Raw genomic sequence first — 13,941 nt, 5'->3', positions numbered from 1 at the left:
CTCTTTTATTCTGCATCATTCAGGTAATCGTTTTCGGTTCCGAGATCTTCGCAATCCCATACCTTCATCCGCTTCATGCGCGGTTTCACAGTAGGAGCACCGTTTTCCTTTTCGTGCATCATTTTCTGAATAATGCGTGCCCGTTCCTTTTCCATTTCTTCACGACGGCGTGCATCATCGCCCGAATCGTAAAGTACTTTTCCATCCACCAGCGTTTTTTCCACGCGCGAATAAATGGAAAGCGGGTTGTCGGACCAAAGCACCACATCGGCATCCATACCCACTGCAATACGGCCCTGATGTTTATCGAGATGCAGGAGTTTGGCCGGATTAGAAGTAACCAGCATCAACGCTTCTTCTTCGGTGAGATCACCGTACTTAATACTCTTTGCAGCTTCCTGATTGAGACGGCGGGCCATCTCGGCATCGTCAGAATTTACGGCTACCACAATGCCCATGCGGAACAAAATGGCCGGATTTTGAGGAATCGCATCCATCACTTCCATTTTGTATGCCCACCAGTCGGCAAACGACGAGCCGCCGGCACCGTGCTTGCGCATTTTATCCGCCACTTTGTACCCTTCGAGAATATGTGTGAAGGTATTCACCTTAAAGCCCATCGAATCAGCCACGTGCATGAGCATGTTTATTTCAGACTGCACATAGGAATGACAGGTAATGAAACGGGCTTGCGTAAGAATTTCCACCAGCGTTTCGAGTTCGAGATCGCGGCGGGGCGGTGTTGCTTTTTCGCGGTCTTTGGGCGAAAGTTTTTTCCATTCTTCCCACTGCTTCTGATATTCGCGGGCGCGGGTGAAATGGTCGTAATACACCTGTTCCACACCCATGCGTGATTGCGGGAAACGTATGGTGTGATATTCGCCCCAGTTGGCCTGCTTCACGTTCTCACCCAGTGCAAATTTGATGAACCCGGTAGCGCCGGCAATTTTCATCTGTTCGGCATTGCTGCCCCAGCGCAGTTTCACCAGCGCCGACTGTCCGCCAATCGGGTTGGCAGAGCCATGCAGCAGTTGCGATGCTGTAACACCGCCTGAAAGCTGGCGGTAGATATTTACATCGTCGGGATTAATTACATCGCCAATGCGGACTTCGGCGGTTGAGGCCTGTGAGCCTTCATTGACTCCGCCCGCAACAGCAATGTGCGAGTGCTCGTCGATGATGCCAGGCGTAAGGTGTTTGCCTGTGCCGTCGATCACCAGTGCGAATGCACCTTTGGGCGCATCAATATTTTTTGCAATGCGTACAATGCGGCCCTCCGTAATATATACATCCATATCGGGCATGGCTGTATCACCTTCGGTGCCTGTCCACACCGTTACATTTTTGATCAGCACCGCATCGTAACGACGTTTCATTTTATCAATAAAACTGGTATCGTTGCGCGGCATGCCGTATGCTGCAAACGGATAGATCACATCGTCGAGTGTGGGCAGGTACCAGTTGGTGGTATCCGGTGTGGAAGGCTTTTCGTCGTAAGCCGCTACATACTTTGCGCTCCAGTTCATCCATTTCCCGTCGGGTAATTGTGCAGAGCCGGTCATTTGCCGGGTAGCCGCATCCACGCTGCCGCTGAGACGGTAGGCGCCCTCCATGCCTTTTGGCGTGAACACCAGCGTAATTGCATTGCCCGAAAGGTCAACCATTACCGGAGTTTTCGAAGAATCGGCATTTTGCACCGAGCCTTTCATTTTCATGAGTGATCCGGAAATTTTGAAACTGCGCGCGGCATCATTACCAACGGTTAACTGATAGGAACCACGGAGATCAATTTTACTCATATCATTCACCACATATTTTGTACCGCGCACCCAATTTTCCCAAATCACGGTATTCTCGGCAAATACATTACCGGAGGTGATAATGAAATTGGCGAGCATACCCTTGCGCAATGCACCGGCCCTGTCGGCAATACCCAGCATTTCGGCAGGTACAGTGGTAAGCGCACGCAATGCCATTTTCTCAGTCAGCCCAAACAGAATGGCCCGGCGCAGATTGGTCAGAAACTCACCTTTATCATCAAGCCCGGATGCCGTAAGGGCAAAACGGATTCCGTATTTTTCAAATGCGCCGGGATTAAGCGGTGCAAGTTCCCAGTGCTTGAGATCTTCATAGGCAATCATGCGCGCATCAAACGGATCGTCCACATCAAACGCAGCAGGGAAATTGAGCGGAAGAATAAACGACCCGCCGGTGGCTTTCATTTCTTCCATGCGCTGATATTCGTTGCCGCTGCCTTTAAAAATGTATTGCACGCCAAACTCATCGCCTACCTTATCTGCACGAAGTACGTTCCACTTATCAGTTGTTTCGAAAATCTGCGGCAATGACTGAATGCCAATCCACGCATCAAGCGAATGATTGTACTCGGTTTTTGTTTTGAGCGATTTGTACCATGCGGCATCCGCGTAGGTCTGGCGCATGAGCGCAATGGCGCCCATCAGCGAGCCGGGATACTCCTGCCGTGACGTGCCTTTGCTAAATGAATAGCAGGCCGCCACTTTATCCTGAAGCATCGAACGGTTATCGCCCTGATCAGCGTTGAGTGTGACACATGTGGCTGTACCGCGTGCAATACCATCAGGGTAATAACTCATTACTGTGCCAAAGCCGGTGTTCCGGTAGGCGGCGGCATTTTCCGCGCTTGTTGTGTAATGCCGATAGGCGTCATTATCAGGCTTCAGCGCGTCATTCCAAGCATACGCACCGGGGCGGGCTGCTTCGTATTGCGGAGCCGGATCGTACTCGGGCCTTTTCGGACGCGGCATACCGTAGGTAGTATAGGGATCGATGAAGGAGGGATAAATCCATTTGCCCTGCAAATCAATTACCACTGTGCCGGCAGGAATAACCACAGCCGCACCGGCATCGGCAATGTAGCCGTCGCGGATGAGCAGTGTGCCTTTTTCAATTACCGTTTCTGCATCTACAAAGATGCGGGCGTTGGTAAAAGCCACATAGTTATGATTTGGATTGGGTGCTCCGTTAACCGGGAAAGTGGTGACCTGAGCCTGTGCCAGTATTGCCGTAAACCAAAATACAGCAGCCGTAATAAAGTGTTTCATTGTAGCGTGAGAGAAAGAAACAAATGTATCATTATTTCGGCGTGTTGGGAAGGTGTTCATACGAACGGTTTTGACAGCTGAAAAGCGGTATATTAAAAGCATTTGAAGCAGGATGCCGCAAAGCGGGTTTTGATTACATTTGGAGCACCAAAAAAAGCACACTATGTATTCTGCACTCGACCATGCCCACAGCGGACTGCGCTGGATAGCACTTCTTCTGCTTGTTTTTGCCGGTTTTAAAGCACTTGCCGGCTGGCTGGGCAACAAACCCTATCAGCCGCTCGACCGCAAGCTGGCTACATTTACCGTAATCAGTGTGCACCTTCAGCTGGTAATCGGACTGATTCTTTATTTCGTGAGTCCGACCGTGAGTGAAGCACTTAACGATTTTGGTGCAGCCATGAAAGTACCTGCGCTTCGTTTTTTTGCGCTTGAGCACCTGCTTGGCATGGTGGTGGCCATTGCTTTTGTTACCATTGGCAGCGCATCAGCCAAACGCGCCACCACTGATGTGGCCAAACACAAACGTACAGCGATCTGGTTTTTGCTCGGCCTGCTGCTCATTCTTGCCATGATTCCCTGGCCTTTCCGCGCCGAAGGCATTGCCCGTGGCTGGTTCTAAGCGATAATTCCGTATGAAACTTTTCCTACCGGCCCTTATTGCCCTTGCCTTGCAGGCCGCTTCCTGCGGTTCGGGTAGTGAGCAGGCTGCACCAGACAATCAAACACCGGCTCCCGCAGCAAATGCACAAACCTTGTATGCTGCAAAATGCGTGGTTTGCCATGGCAACGATGGCAAAGCCGCAATTGGCGGCGCATACGACCTGAGCACAAGTACACTTGATAAAGCCGGTGCAGCTGCTGTGATAACAAACGGCCGCAAAGCCATGCGCGCATACAAAGACGAACTCACACCAGCTGAAATTGATTCGCTTGCAGCTTATCTGCAAACGCTGAAAAAGTAAAGCAGCTCACACTATTCATTCGCAAAGCGACAGCAAGAATTGATTGCTGTCGCTTTGCATTTTTAGTAGGTACATCTGCATTCACAATTCAAGCTGCATTCACATGCAACTGGCTGTAACGCTTTTGTTTTACAGAAACCGGGCAATTTGACTTAGTACATCCAACAATTGTTTATGGAATTTCGAAAAGCCTGCGTCTGCAAATAATTAAACAGGCCGGATATGTATAAAAAAACGCCCCTTCTTCTGTTGCTTGCCATCCTCCCGTTTTCGCTCTTCGGGCAGGTAATAAACGGGACACTGAAAGATGCTGTAAATTCAGCCAATATTGCCGGAGCACAGATCGTGTCGGTACCGGGCAATAAACTTGCTATTTCCGATTCGCTTGGCCGATTCAGTATTGCTATTTCAGAAAATGATATGTTGCTGAAAATTTCACACCTTAATTACCAGCAAACTGAAATACCGGTTAAATCAGCAACAGGCATCATTCTACTAAATCCGCGAAACATCTTGTTAAGCGAAGTAATGATATCAGACCAGGCGATGATTATTTTCGAGTCAAAAACACATCAGGTACTCGATTATGCGTTCAGTAGTAGTTTCACGCTTATTCTCGGATATAAAAATTCGCCCGAAAAATCAATCCTGTTTGTGCTCGACAGCACCTTTAAAACAGTAAAATCGGTTCCGGTTCCTTACCCGGCAAAGGGATTGTTTACAGATGCGTTTGGCAATGTGCATATAATTTGCGCTGCGCAAACTCTTCAGATCGACCTGTTGAAAAATGAAAGCGGAATAAATATTCTGTTTCAGGAATCCACACTCGATGCATTTCGCGCCACACTGCTTCCGCTTACTGCGCAAAACGGTGCGTATTACTTTTATGAAAAGTATGCAGCCTCAAAACTGGCCGTTTCTTATTCCGCGCTGAATATTCGCACCAACACACAAATAAGCATCCTTACAATTACCGATTCGGTAAGAACGCAGATGTATGAAGATGAAGCGCACCGCCGTGTAAATCACGAACGCATCATGCAATCGGGTATGGGAAGTCCAGCCATCGACTTCCTGTTAAAGTCGGATCCATTTTTCACTGAGGCTATTCTCTATAAAGACCCTGTAGCGGCCAGCCTGCATATCATTAATGACAGTGTGTACATTTTTAATTTATGCAGCGGCGACACATACGTGTACGACAATAAGGCCACATTGGTGCGTAAATTCAAACTACCGATAAATCTGGTGAATAAAAGACCAGATGCAGTGATTGTGGATGAAATTACACAACAGGCTTACTTATTAACGGCAGATGGACGCCATTCAGGACTGCAACAAATAAATTTATTGACCGGCCGGTTGGGTAATGAAATCGTGCTTGAATTTCCCTATCCCAAAAATGTACGCATGCATGCTGGCTGGATATGGTTTCAGTACCGCGAAAAAGAAACTTTTCAAAACACTTCGCTTTACCGCAAGCCCTTGTAGTTTTTCTTCCTCATTTGCCTTATTCACAGTACTTTTGTCGGAATAATATTAATATCTGAATTTCATTGATTGAATCGTTAACTACTGTCCGATCGGGACAGCGGGCTGTATTAATTGGCGTGAGTGAAAAGCGCCAGTCCGATGAACTGGTAAAGGAATATCTTGATGAGCTGGCCTTTCTGGCGGAAACGGCGGGCGTATTGCCTGTAAAACGTTTCACGCAGAAAATGGATCATCCTGATCCGCGCACGCACATTGGCTCGGGCAAGGTAGCCGAGGTAAAGGCATTTGTGGAAGCCAACGAAATTGATCTCCTCATTTTCGACGACGAGCTTTCGCCCTCGCAGCAGCGCAACCTGGAAAAGGAGTTTGCGCGCCGGGTTATTGACCGCAACCTGCTCATCCTCGATATTTTTGCCGGTCGTGCGCGCACGGCACATGCCAAGGCACAGGTTGAACTGGCACGCTGGCAATATCTGCTGCCACGCCTTGCCGGTATGTGGACCCACCTTGAACGGCAGCGCGGCGGCACAGGTACACGCGGCGGATCTGGCGAAAAGGAAATTGAAACCGACCGCCGTATTGTGCGCAACCGCATTTCGGCACTGAAAGACGAGCTAAAGGAAATAGACCGGCAAATGGCCACACAGCGCAAAAGCCGTGGCGAGCTGGTGCGTGTGGCTCTTGTTGGCTACACCAACGTAGGTAAATCAACCATCATGAACCTCGTGTCGAAATCGAATGTGTTTGCCGAAAACAAACTCTTCGCCACTCTCGATACGACGGTGCGAAAGGTGGTTGTGGGCAATTTACCTTTCCTGCTTTCAGATACCGTAGGATTCATCCGTAAACTGCCGCACCAGCTGGTAGAGTCGTTCAAATCAACTCTCGACGAAACGCGCGAAGCGGATATATTGCTCCATGTGGTTGACATTTCACATCCGCAGTTTGAAGACCAGCTTAACGTAGTTCACGAAACGCTGGCCGAAATTGGCGCTAAGGACAAACGCACCATTCTTGTCTTCAACAAAATTGATGCATACCGCGAAAACGCCCACAATGCCGATCCGCTTAATCCCACCGCCCATCAGAATCTTTCGCTGGCCGAGCTGCAGAAAAGCTGGATGAGTAAACTCAGCGACCCCTGCATTTTTATTTCCGCCGCCAGCAAGGAAAACGTGGATGAATTCCGTCAGCTGCTTTTCCGTGAAGTAAAAGCCATTCACGCCAAAAGGCATCCATACGATCAGTTCGACTATTTTAGCTGAACACTTTACTCACGGTGCCTTCGATAAACTCAGGCACCGTGAGCATCCAACCCGGCGGCTAAGTACCCGCATTTTCTGCGGGGATCGAAGCTACCGGAAATACAAATCCCGAACACGAATTCATCAGTCACTATCCACAACATCAGTTCATCTCACATGGCTTGTTACGCATTTAACGGGTATCGCCCGGTTGTTCACGAATCATCGTTTATTCATCCGCAGGCTGCGGTTACGGGCAATGTAATTATCGGACGAAATGTATATGTGGGCCCGGGTGCTGCGATACGTGGCGACTGGGGACAGATAATTATTGAAGATGGCTGTAATGTGCAGGAAAACTGCACCATTCATATGTTTCCGGGTGTAACTGTACGTTTGCATGAAGCAGCACATATCGGACACGGGGCAATTATTCATGGCGCCACCATTGGCCGCAATTGTTTAATTGGTATGAATGCGGTGGTGATGGACAATGTGGTGATTGGCGATGAATGTATTGTGGGGGCGCTCACGTTTATTGCGGCGGATACACTAATTCCGGCGCGCAAAGTGGTAGTGGGTAATCCCGGAAAGATTGTGAAGGATGTGAGTGATGAAATGATTGGCTGGAAAACAAAAGGCACTGAATTGTATCAGCAACTGCCTTTCGAGCTGCATCATACTTTGGAGGAATGTGAGCCGCTGCGCCGCATACCTCCGTTTCGGCCGGCACAGCAGGATGTGTACAAAACCTGGAACGAAAGTAAATAGGCATTGCTGCTTCGGCGGCAAATGATTAGGTTTGTGTATCACCTCACACTGAAGTGTATGGAGAGAGTTCAATTGCTTGCCATCATTGCCAGTTTTGCATTTCTGGCGTTCATAGCGCGACTCATTTATCGTGGCCGTTTGCGCGAGGAATATGCGATTATCTGGATTGTATGCTCGGCCTTGCTTATTGCGTTTGCTTTCTGGCGGCAGGGACTCGAAGTAATTGCTGATTTCATTGGCGTGTTTGATCCGCCCAATCTGGTATTTACAGGGGCCATTTTTGCGATACTGATTTACCTGCTTCATCTCTCGGTAGTTGTGTCAAAACTTCAGGAGCAAAATAAAACGCTGGCGCAGCAAATTGCACTGCTGCGCGAAGAAATGCGCAAGCAACACAAGCAATGACACCCGAAGCTGAAGCCGCAATTTGGGGCCGCTATCTTCTCGGCGGCAAGCAGCCTGATGCCGCAAGTATTGCGCTTTACTCCAAAGCACTCGGCCTGCGCAATGAATCAAACGCCACCACACGCGACAAAAAAATAGTAGCATTTGCACTTCGCTACCCACGCACCCTTGGCTTACTCGACAGTGCCTGTGCACTTTCGCATCCCGGCAGTTTATTGCGGCAAAAACTTCTGCTCATGAGTGCAATTTTAGAAACACAACCGCAATACGCACATCTCTTCCTCCCGCGTGAACGTAGTTTCTTTTATCACTTCTACATTTTTTTTGTGGGATCCCGGGCTGTAGCAAAAGCCGTGTGCGGAAAAATTCTGCTTGCCGTTATCTGAACGTTCTTCAATAAATAAACCGCCTGCACTTGATTGAGTGCAGGCGGTTTTATGTAATTCCAATTGAACTACTGCACCACAAACGTGCGCGATACCACAGGTGCGGCCATAAAATAACCCAGCGCATCATTCGTAAACTGATAATCGGGATTGGCCGGCGCAGCCTGTGTAGGATCTGTACCGCCCGAAATAAGCGAAAGTGCTTCGATATAACGGTAAGCCTTTTCTTCAAGCAGCCACATTTGCACCGTTACCGTATCGCCAAGCTGCGCAATTACCGGAAACAAAGGGAACTGCACGTAACGCCCGTCTGAAAATAAATCATCAGCAAGAAAATAAGTACCGGCAGTATCCTGTAGCACACCATTGATAAAAATACGCTGCCGGTAAAAATTTGCTACACCGGCCGGATCCTGTACCGGCGCAGTAGTTACATAACCACCATCAGCACCAAACAAGGGCGGAAAGTACTCTGCAAAAATGGTATCAATAGGCACCGGCTGCTGCATGGTTGATTGCGAGGTGTATGTAGTGCCGTTAACCGTTACACTAAGCGTATAAGTGCGGCCGGGCGTACCCTGCATGGTGGTTGCAATATAATTGCCGGGCGTAACTTCGCTCAGTTGTTCAGTATTTCCGGCATTGTCGCTCAGCACTACCGTAGCGCCGGATACGCCGGGCGAGTTTCCGCCGTCGAAATAATCAACCGTACGTGTGAGTGATACTTTACAAGGCCCTGTTGTATCGGTAAGCAAGCATTCAATCACTAATTTCGGATCGGCGCTGTTAAGGTCAATGTCGATTACTTTCTCACAAGAACCTAACACCAAAAGTGACGCAATGGAAAATATGAAGAGAATTTGTTTCATGTCGGATTAGAATTTAAAGTTGTACGTAACAGAAGGAATCCAGCGGAAAAGTGTAATCTGTACAGCCTGCATGCGCGAAGCATCATCTGGATCCTGCCGGAACTGAATGGCAAAGGCATTTTCGCGGCCATACGCATTGTACACCGAGAAATTCCAGTTGCTTTCGTAATTCTTCCAGCGTTTGTTTTTCTTTTTCGGATAAAATGTAGCGCCAAGATCAAGGCGGTGATAATCGGGCATGCGGTAGGCATTTCGCTCGGTATAGTAAGGCACAACGTTACCATCAACCACATAGCTGCCACTCGGGAACGTAACTGCATTGCCTGTGTAGAACACAAACGCGGCAGAGAATGTCCATTTTTCACTAAGCTGGTAAATACCCACCAGCGACACATCGTGTGTGCGATCCTGACGTGCGGGAAACCAGTTTGTTTTGTTAATGCCTTCGAACTTACGTTCCGTGCGCGAAAGCGTATAACCTACCCAGCCGGTAAATTTACCTTTACGCTTGCGCAGAAGCAGCTCTACGCCATACGCACGGCCTTTGCCCGAGAGCAATTCGCCTTCTACATTTTCGTTGAGAATAAGCTGTGCACCGTTGCGGTAATCAATCTGATTGGTCAGGTTCTTGTAATATACTTCAGTAGAAAACTCATAACTGTTTTCCTTAAAATTCGAAAACCACCCCGCCGCAATCTGATCACCCATTTGCGGCTTCACATTCACACTGCTCGGAATCCACAAATCGGTAGGAAATGTGGTAGTGGTATTGGAAAGCTGATGAATATACTGTTGTGTACGATTGTAGGAAACTTTAACCGAATTTTTCTCATTGAGCAAATAGCTCATCGAAAGGCGTGGCTCTATACCATAATAGGTTTTCACAATTTCGCCTTTACGGTATGAAGTGGTATCTGTTACTTCGCCATTTGCATCATACGTATATACATTGCCATTCCCCAACACATTAAACATCGAAATACGGATGCCGTAGTTCATTGAAAACCGTTCATTAACCTGATGTTCATTTTGAAGATAAACAGCCGACTCAAGCGCGTACTGAAGATCGAGTTCGAGCGGATTAAAAGAACTGGCTTCTCCCACGGTCACTTTCCCGGGCAGAAAAGTGTGATAGTTGACATTTAATCCGGCTTTCAGCGCCATACCATTTCGCGGAAAGTAATGAAAATCCTGTTTAAAGTTCCAGTCGCGGATGTTTGATTTGATGCCGATTTGGTTTGAACCAAACGTCTGGTCAATGGCATAATCGTAGTTACTGTAAATGATGGAAGTATTTGAAAAAAGTTTTTCGTTGAAGATATGATTCCAGCGAATCGTTCCGGTAGCATTTCCCCAGTCAAATTTCAACGCTTCTCCAAAACCAAAAATATCGCGTCCGAAATATCCGCTCACAAAAATGCGGTTATTATCGTTTATGCGATAATTCAGTTTGGCATTCAAATCATAGAAGTACAGAATACTTTGGTTAAGGTTACTATCGTTCGACAGCCGGAGAAACACATCCGCATACGTGCGACGTCCAGATACGATGAACGAACCTTTGTCTTTCACCAAAGGCCCGTCTATGGTGAGGCGCGACGAAATGGCACCGATCCCGCCATCGGCACCGAAACGTTTGTCGTTACCATCGCGCATACGAACATCCAGCACACTGGCAAGTCGTCCGCCATATTCGGCAGGCATTCCGCCTTTGTGCAGTGTTACATCTTTCAACGCATCTGAATTAAAGGTTGAAAAAAAGCCCAGCAGATGCGAAGCATTGTAAACCGTGGCCTCATCAAGCAGAATCAGATTCTGATCAGGTCCGCCTCCACGCACATAAAAGCCGGCATTACCCTCACCCGCCGATTTTACGCCGGGCAGCAATTGTATTGTTTTCAATATATCTTTTTCACCCATGAGCACCGGAATGGCTGCCACTTCTTTCATATCAAGTTTAGTGGTACCCATAGTGGGCTTGGTAAGGTTTTCATTGCCCTTTTCGCCAGTCACTTCCACTGCAGCCAGTTGCTTGCCTTCGGGAATAAGATTAAAATTTACCCGTATTGCACCGTTTACCTTTACACGCTGTGTATCGGCTTTGTAACCAATGTAGCGTGCCACAAGCTGTGTTTCGCCCGCTGGTACAGATAGCGAATAAAATCCGTAAGCATTGGTTACAGCGCCGACAGCCGGCTTTCCGGCCACACTCACCACCACACCAATAAGTGATTCGCCTGAAAGTGCGTCTCTGACTTCACCGCTTACTGTGCTGTTTTGCGCCATTGCCGACAAACTCAGCATAGTACAAAAAGCGGTAAACAGGTTTTTGAAGTGTATTTGCATATAAGTTTTGTTGTTGATGTCGTTTAGACGACTTTGTTTATTGTAATCTGGACTAATTAAAATGAAAAGTTCCGCACAAAAGTACTTTATGCGGAACTACGTTTTTAACTAATGAAATGGCTAAATCGGTAAACGGAAAGTTCACGTCACCGTAATGTACGTGCCGAAACCCTTTACTGTTTGGGCTTGTGCCTTTTTTCAAGCACAGCGAGCACATCGGCCAAACTGCAATTTTTGGCGGTGAGCAGTACCAGATAGTGGTAAAGCAGATCAGCGGCTTCACCCAGAAAGAGGTCGCGGTTGTCATCTTTAGCTTCTATGACAAGCTCAACTGCTTCCTCCCCTACTTTCTGTGCCACTTTATTTATGCCACGCGCCAAAAGCGTTGAGGTATAAGAAGTTGAGGATGGATCATTTTTCCGCTCACGGATAATTTCTTCAAGCTTGGCAAGAAAATCAGGTTCATTTAATTCATTCCAGCAGGTAGGCGCGCCGGTATGGCAAACAGGCCCGGCAGGCTCCGCTTTTATGAGCACAGAATCGCCGTCACAGTCAATCAACATCTCCTTTACATGCAGGTAATGTCCGCTTGTTTCGCCTTTCACCCAAAGCGCACTGCGTGAGCGGCTCCAGAATGTAGCCAAACCGGTTTGCTGTGTAAGTAAAAATGCTTCTTCATTCATATACGCCTGCATCAATACCTGGCGTGTACGCACATCCTGTACAATGGCAGGCAACAGTCCGTCGGCTGATTTAGTAAAATCTGGTTTCATTGTTATCGGGTAATAAACTGTAACAGCAAGTTGCTGTATGTCTGAAATCCTGTTTTGGCGGGCACTTCACCGTGGTCGGCACCATCAATGCGGTGCGCTTCTTTATATACACCGTTATGATTATTGTAAACAACCTCGCCATGTGTAGTAATGCTGAGAAAATTATCATTCGTTCCATGCAGCCAGCATAAAGGCTGCTGAATGTTTTTTATTTCTTCGGCATTATCTATTTCAAGATCGGTAAAGTAAGTTGCCGGCATATTCAGCTGACTGCCATCGGCCACCATTACTGCCGAAGAAGCAAACGGCGCTTCGAGCAAAAGTTTGGCCGGGGTAAGTGTGCGCGGATGCGCAGTGAGTTCGCAGGCCGCCGCGCTGCCCAGACTGAACCCATACATCATCAGCCTGTCGCCAGTAAGTCCGTTATCGCGAAGCCAGCGTTGTGCCGCATCCACATCGGCATACATACCCTGCTCGGTGGGTTCGCCATCCGACAAACCAAAGCCGCGATAATCGAGCATAAGCACCCCAAACCGGTTTTTATGCCCGGTATTGGCCAGCAATTTGGCGCGTTGCCAATAGAAATCCATGTGCCATTTGTTTCCGTGGCAATACAGAATTACAGTATCCGTTGCAATGCGCGAAATATCGCCAATATAAATTGCATGAATTGTTGTAGCCGATGTTTCATCCGGCCCCTGCGAAGCAAGTGTGAACAGATGAATCAGACTGTCAGGAATAGCGTATGAGGCATCAAGAATAAAATCCTGCTCGCCGGTGTAATTGTCAAGTTTATATTCTGTGATTTTATCACCAAGATTATACAATGAGCTGTCGAGCCGGGCACAACCGGTAAGCAGCAGCAGAAAGAAGAATACTTGTTTACGCATCTTGCTTAAAGATTTACAGGTGTGGTAGTACTAACTTCTGCTGATTTGCCAAAGCGGTAAGTGAGGCCAAAGTAAAAACCAATCGCTCCGTTACCGCCTATTCCTTTATAATCTACCACATTGGGCGTATTCGGAGTGCCGAGTTGCAGGCCTTTCAGTTCAAACGTATAATTGAGCCGGGTACGCACAAGCTGAAAACCCAGTTGCGGATAAAGTAAAACCTGCGCAGGTTGCGGCTGTTCGTGGGCGCGGGTTTTCGAAAACTCAAACCAGCTTCCGGCGCCTGCATACACAAAACTTTTTCCTTTGCCCAACGTGTAACTTACATTCAGATCAAGCTGTGGCCATATACGCGGATCGCCATTTTTAAAATTGAATGCGAAATTAACTCCCGCATTTCCGGTTAACAGCAACCGAGAATCAGAACTGCTCCAGAGTTTTGTACAAATACCCAAATCGGTTTGAAAATTACCAAACAGCAAACTGGTTGTGTGCAAATTGGCATAGCCGGTAAGTTGTGGCTTCAGGCCATAGCCGTAGCCAATGCTTGTAAACGGAATGGGCAGCACTGCGCCGGCAAAACCAATAACAGGGCCACCAAAGCTGGCAGCTGCAGCATGTGTTTTATGTTCGAGCGGACGTACATAACGTGTGGGAGCGCACGAAGCAAGCAAGCCAAACAGCAAAAGCAGCGGTATGAATTTACGCATGGCAG

13 protein-coding genes are annotated in these 13,941 nt (G+C 47.9%); 7 read left to right on the top strand and 6 right to left on the bottom strand.

The window, feature by feature from the left end:
• Positions 1–5 precede the first annotated feature (5 nt).
• Positions 6–3,083, bottom strand: coding sequence for an amidohydrolase family protein (locus tag IM638_16515; protein MCA6364639.1), 3,078 nt, complete (start codon positions 3,081–3,083; stop codon positions 6–8).
• A gap of 163 nt (positions 3,084–3,246) precedes the next feature.
• On the opposite strand from IM638_16515, the gene IM638_16510 reads away from it, so the two are divergent.
• The 7 genes from IM638_16510 (at position 3,247) to IM638_16480 (ending at position 8,348) form a co-directional block, all read left to right on the top strand.
• Positions 3,247–3,705: a cytochrome B gene (locus tag IM638_16510; protein MCA6364638.1), complete on the top strand. Its 459-nt coding sequence runs from the start codon at positions 3,247–3,249 to the stop codon at positions 3,703–3,705.
• A 13-nt stretch (positions 3,706–3,718) separates the two neighbouring features.
• A complete protein-coding gene (locus tag IM638_16505; protein ID MCA6364637.1) occupies positions 3,719–4,048 on the top strand; it encodes a cytochrome c in 330 nt (109 codons plus the stop codon).
• Between the two features lie 222 nt (positions 4,049–4,270).
• Positions 4,271–5,539 (top strand): hypothetical protein, encoded by a 1,269-nt coding sequence (locus tag IM638_16500; GenBank protein ID MCA6364636.1) that lies wholly within the window; start codon positions 4,271–4,273, stop codon positions 5,537–5,539.
• 65 nt (positions 5,540–5,604) lie between these two features.
• Positions 5,605–6,807, top strand: coding sequence for a GTPase HflX (gene hflX, locus IM638_16495; GenBank protein MCA6364635.1), 1,203 nt, complete (start codon positions 5,605–5,607; stop codon positions 6,805–6,807).
• A 156-nt stretch (positions 6,808–6,963) separates the two neighbouring features.
• Positions 6,964–7,557, top strand: coding sequence for a transferase hexapeptide repeat family protein (locus IM638_16490; protein MCA6364634.1), 594 nt, complete (start codon positions 6,964–6,966; stop codon positions 7,555–7,557).
• 57 nt (positions 7,558–7,614) lie between these two features.
• Positions 7,615–7,962: a DUF2304 domain-containing protein gene (locus IM638_16485; GenBank protein ID MCA6364633.1), complete on the top strand. Its 348-nt coding sequence runs from the start codon at positions 7,615–7,617 to the stop codon at positions 7,960–7,962.
• Positions 7,959–8,348 (top strand): hypothetical protein, encoded by a 390-nt coding sequence (locus IM638_16480; GenBank protein ID MCA6364632.1) that lies wholly within the window; start codon positions 7,959–7,961, stop codon positions 8,346–8,348. The genes IM638_16485 and IM638_16480 overlap by 4 nt, the downstream gene beginning before the upstream one ends.
• 68 nt (positions 8,349–8,416) lie before the next feature.
• Here IM638_16480 and IM638_16475 read toward each other — a convergent pair whose 3' ends face one another.
• The 5 genes from IM638_16475 to IM638_16455 form a co-directional block, all read right to left on the bottom strand.
• On the bottom strand, positions 8,417–9,217 hold the full coding sequence (locus IM638_16475) for a DUF4249 domain-containing protein (protein ID MCA6364631.1): 801 nt from the start codon (positions 9,215–9,217) through the stop codon (positions 8,417–8,419).
• 6 nt (positions 9,218–9,223) lie between these two features.
• Positions 9,224–11,563, bottom strand: coding sequence for a TonB-dependent receptor (locus IM638_16470; protein ID MCA6364630.1), 2,340 nt, complete (start codon positions 11,561–11,563; stop codon positions 9,224–9,226).
• 173 nt (positions 11,564–11,736) lie between these two features.
• Positions 11,737–12,336, bottom strand: a complete 600-nt coding sequence (locus tag IM638_16465) for a bifunctional phosphoribosyl-AMP cyclohydrolase/phosphoribosyl-ATP diphosphatase HisIE (GenBank protein ID MCA6364629.1) — start codon at positions 12,334–12,336, stop codon at positions 11,737–11,739.
• 2 nt (positions 12,337–12,338) lie between these two features.
• Positions 12,339–13,226, bottom strand: a complete 888-nt coding sequence (locus IM638_16460; protein MCA6364628.1) for an alpha/beta fold hydrolase — start codon at positions 13,224–13,226, stop codon at positions 12,339–12,341.
• A gap of 5 nt (positions 13,227–13,231) precedes the next feature.
• On the bottom strand, positions 13,232–13,936 hold the full coding sequence (locus IM638_16455) for a hypothetical protein (protein MCA6364627.1): 705 nt from the start codon (positions 13,934–13,936) through the stop codon (positions 13,232–13,234).
• Positions 13,937–13,941: the final 5 nt, after the last annotated feature.

This window comes from Bacteroidota bacterium, from assembly GCA_020402865.1.
In the GTDB taxonomy this organism is placed as follows: Bacteria; Bacteroidota; Bacteroidia; order Palsa-965; family Palsa-965.
Note: the sequence above shows the minus strand (reverse complement) of the source record. Positions and strands in the feature narration are given on the sequence as shown.

What these genes read in the sequence shown, in the direction of transcription:
- IM638_16515 (MCA6364639.1), bottom strand. Translation starts at nt 3,083, where the DNA reads ATGAAACACTTTATTACGGCTGCTGTATTTTGGTTTACGGCAATACTG.
- IM638_16510 (MCA6364638.1), top strand. Translation starts at nt 3,247, where the DNA reads ATGTATTCTGCACTCGACCATGCCCACAGCGGACTGCGCTGGATAGCA.
- IM638_16505 (MCA6364637.1), top strand. Translation starts at nt 3,719, where the DNA reads ATGAAACTTTTCCTACCGGCCCTTATTGCCCTTGCCTTGCAGGCCGCT.
- IM638_16500 (MCA6364636.1), top strand. Translation starts at nt 4,271, where the DNA reads ATGTATAAAAAAACGCCCCTTCTTCTGTTGCTTGCCATCCTCCCGTTT.
- IM638_16490 (MCA6364634.1), top strand. Translation starts at nt 6,964, where the DNA reads ATGGCTTGTTACGCATTTAACGGGTATCGCCCGGTTGTTCACGAATCA.
- IM638_16485 (MCA6364633.1), top strand. Translation starts at nt 7,615, where the DNA reads ATGGAGAGAGTTCAATTGCTTGCCATCATTGCCAGTTTTGCATTTCTG.
- IM638_16480 (MCA6364632.1), top strand. Translation starts at nt 7,959, where the DNA reads ATGACACCCGAAGCTGAAGCCGCAATTTGGGGCCGCTATCTTCTCGGC.
- IM638_16475 (MCA6364631.1), bottom strand. Translation starts at nt 9,217, where the DNA reads ATGAAACAAATTCTCTTCATATTTTCCATTGCGTCACTTTTGGTGTTA.
- IM638_16470 (MCA6364630.1), bottom strand. Translation starts at nt 11,563, where the DNA reads ATGCAAATACACTTCAAAAACCTGTTTACCGCTTTTTGTACTATGCTG.
- IM638_16465 (MCA6364629.1), bottom strand. Translation starts at nt 12,336, where the DNA reads ATGAAACCAGATTTTACTAAATCAGCCGACGGACTGTTGCCTGCCATT.
- IM638_16460 (MCA6364628.1), bottom strand. Translation starts at nt 13,226, where the DNA reads ATGCGTAAACAAGTATTCTTCTTTCTGCTGCTGCTTACCGGTTGTGCC.
- IM638_16455 (MCA6364627.1), bottom strand. Translation starts at nt 13,936, where the DNA reads ATGCGTAAATTCATACCGCTGCTTTTGCTGTTTGGCTTGCTTGCTTCG.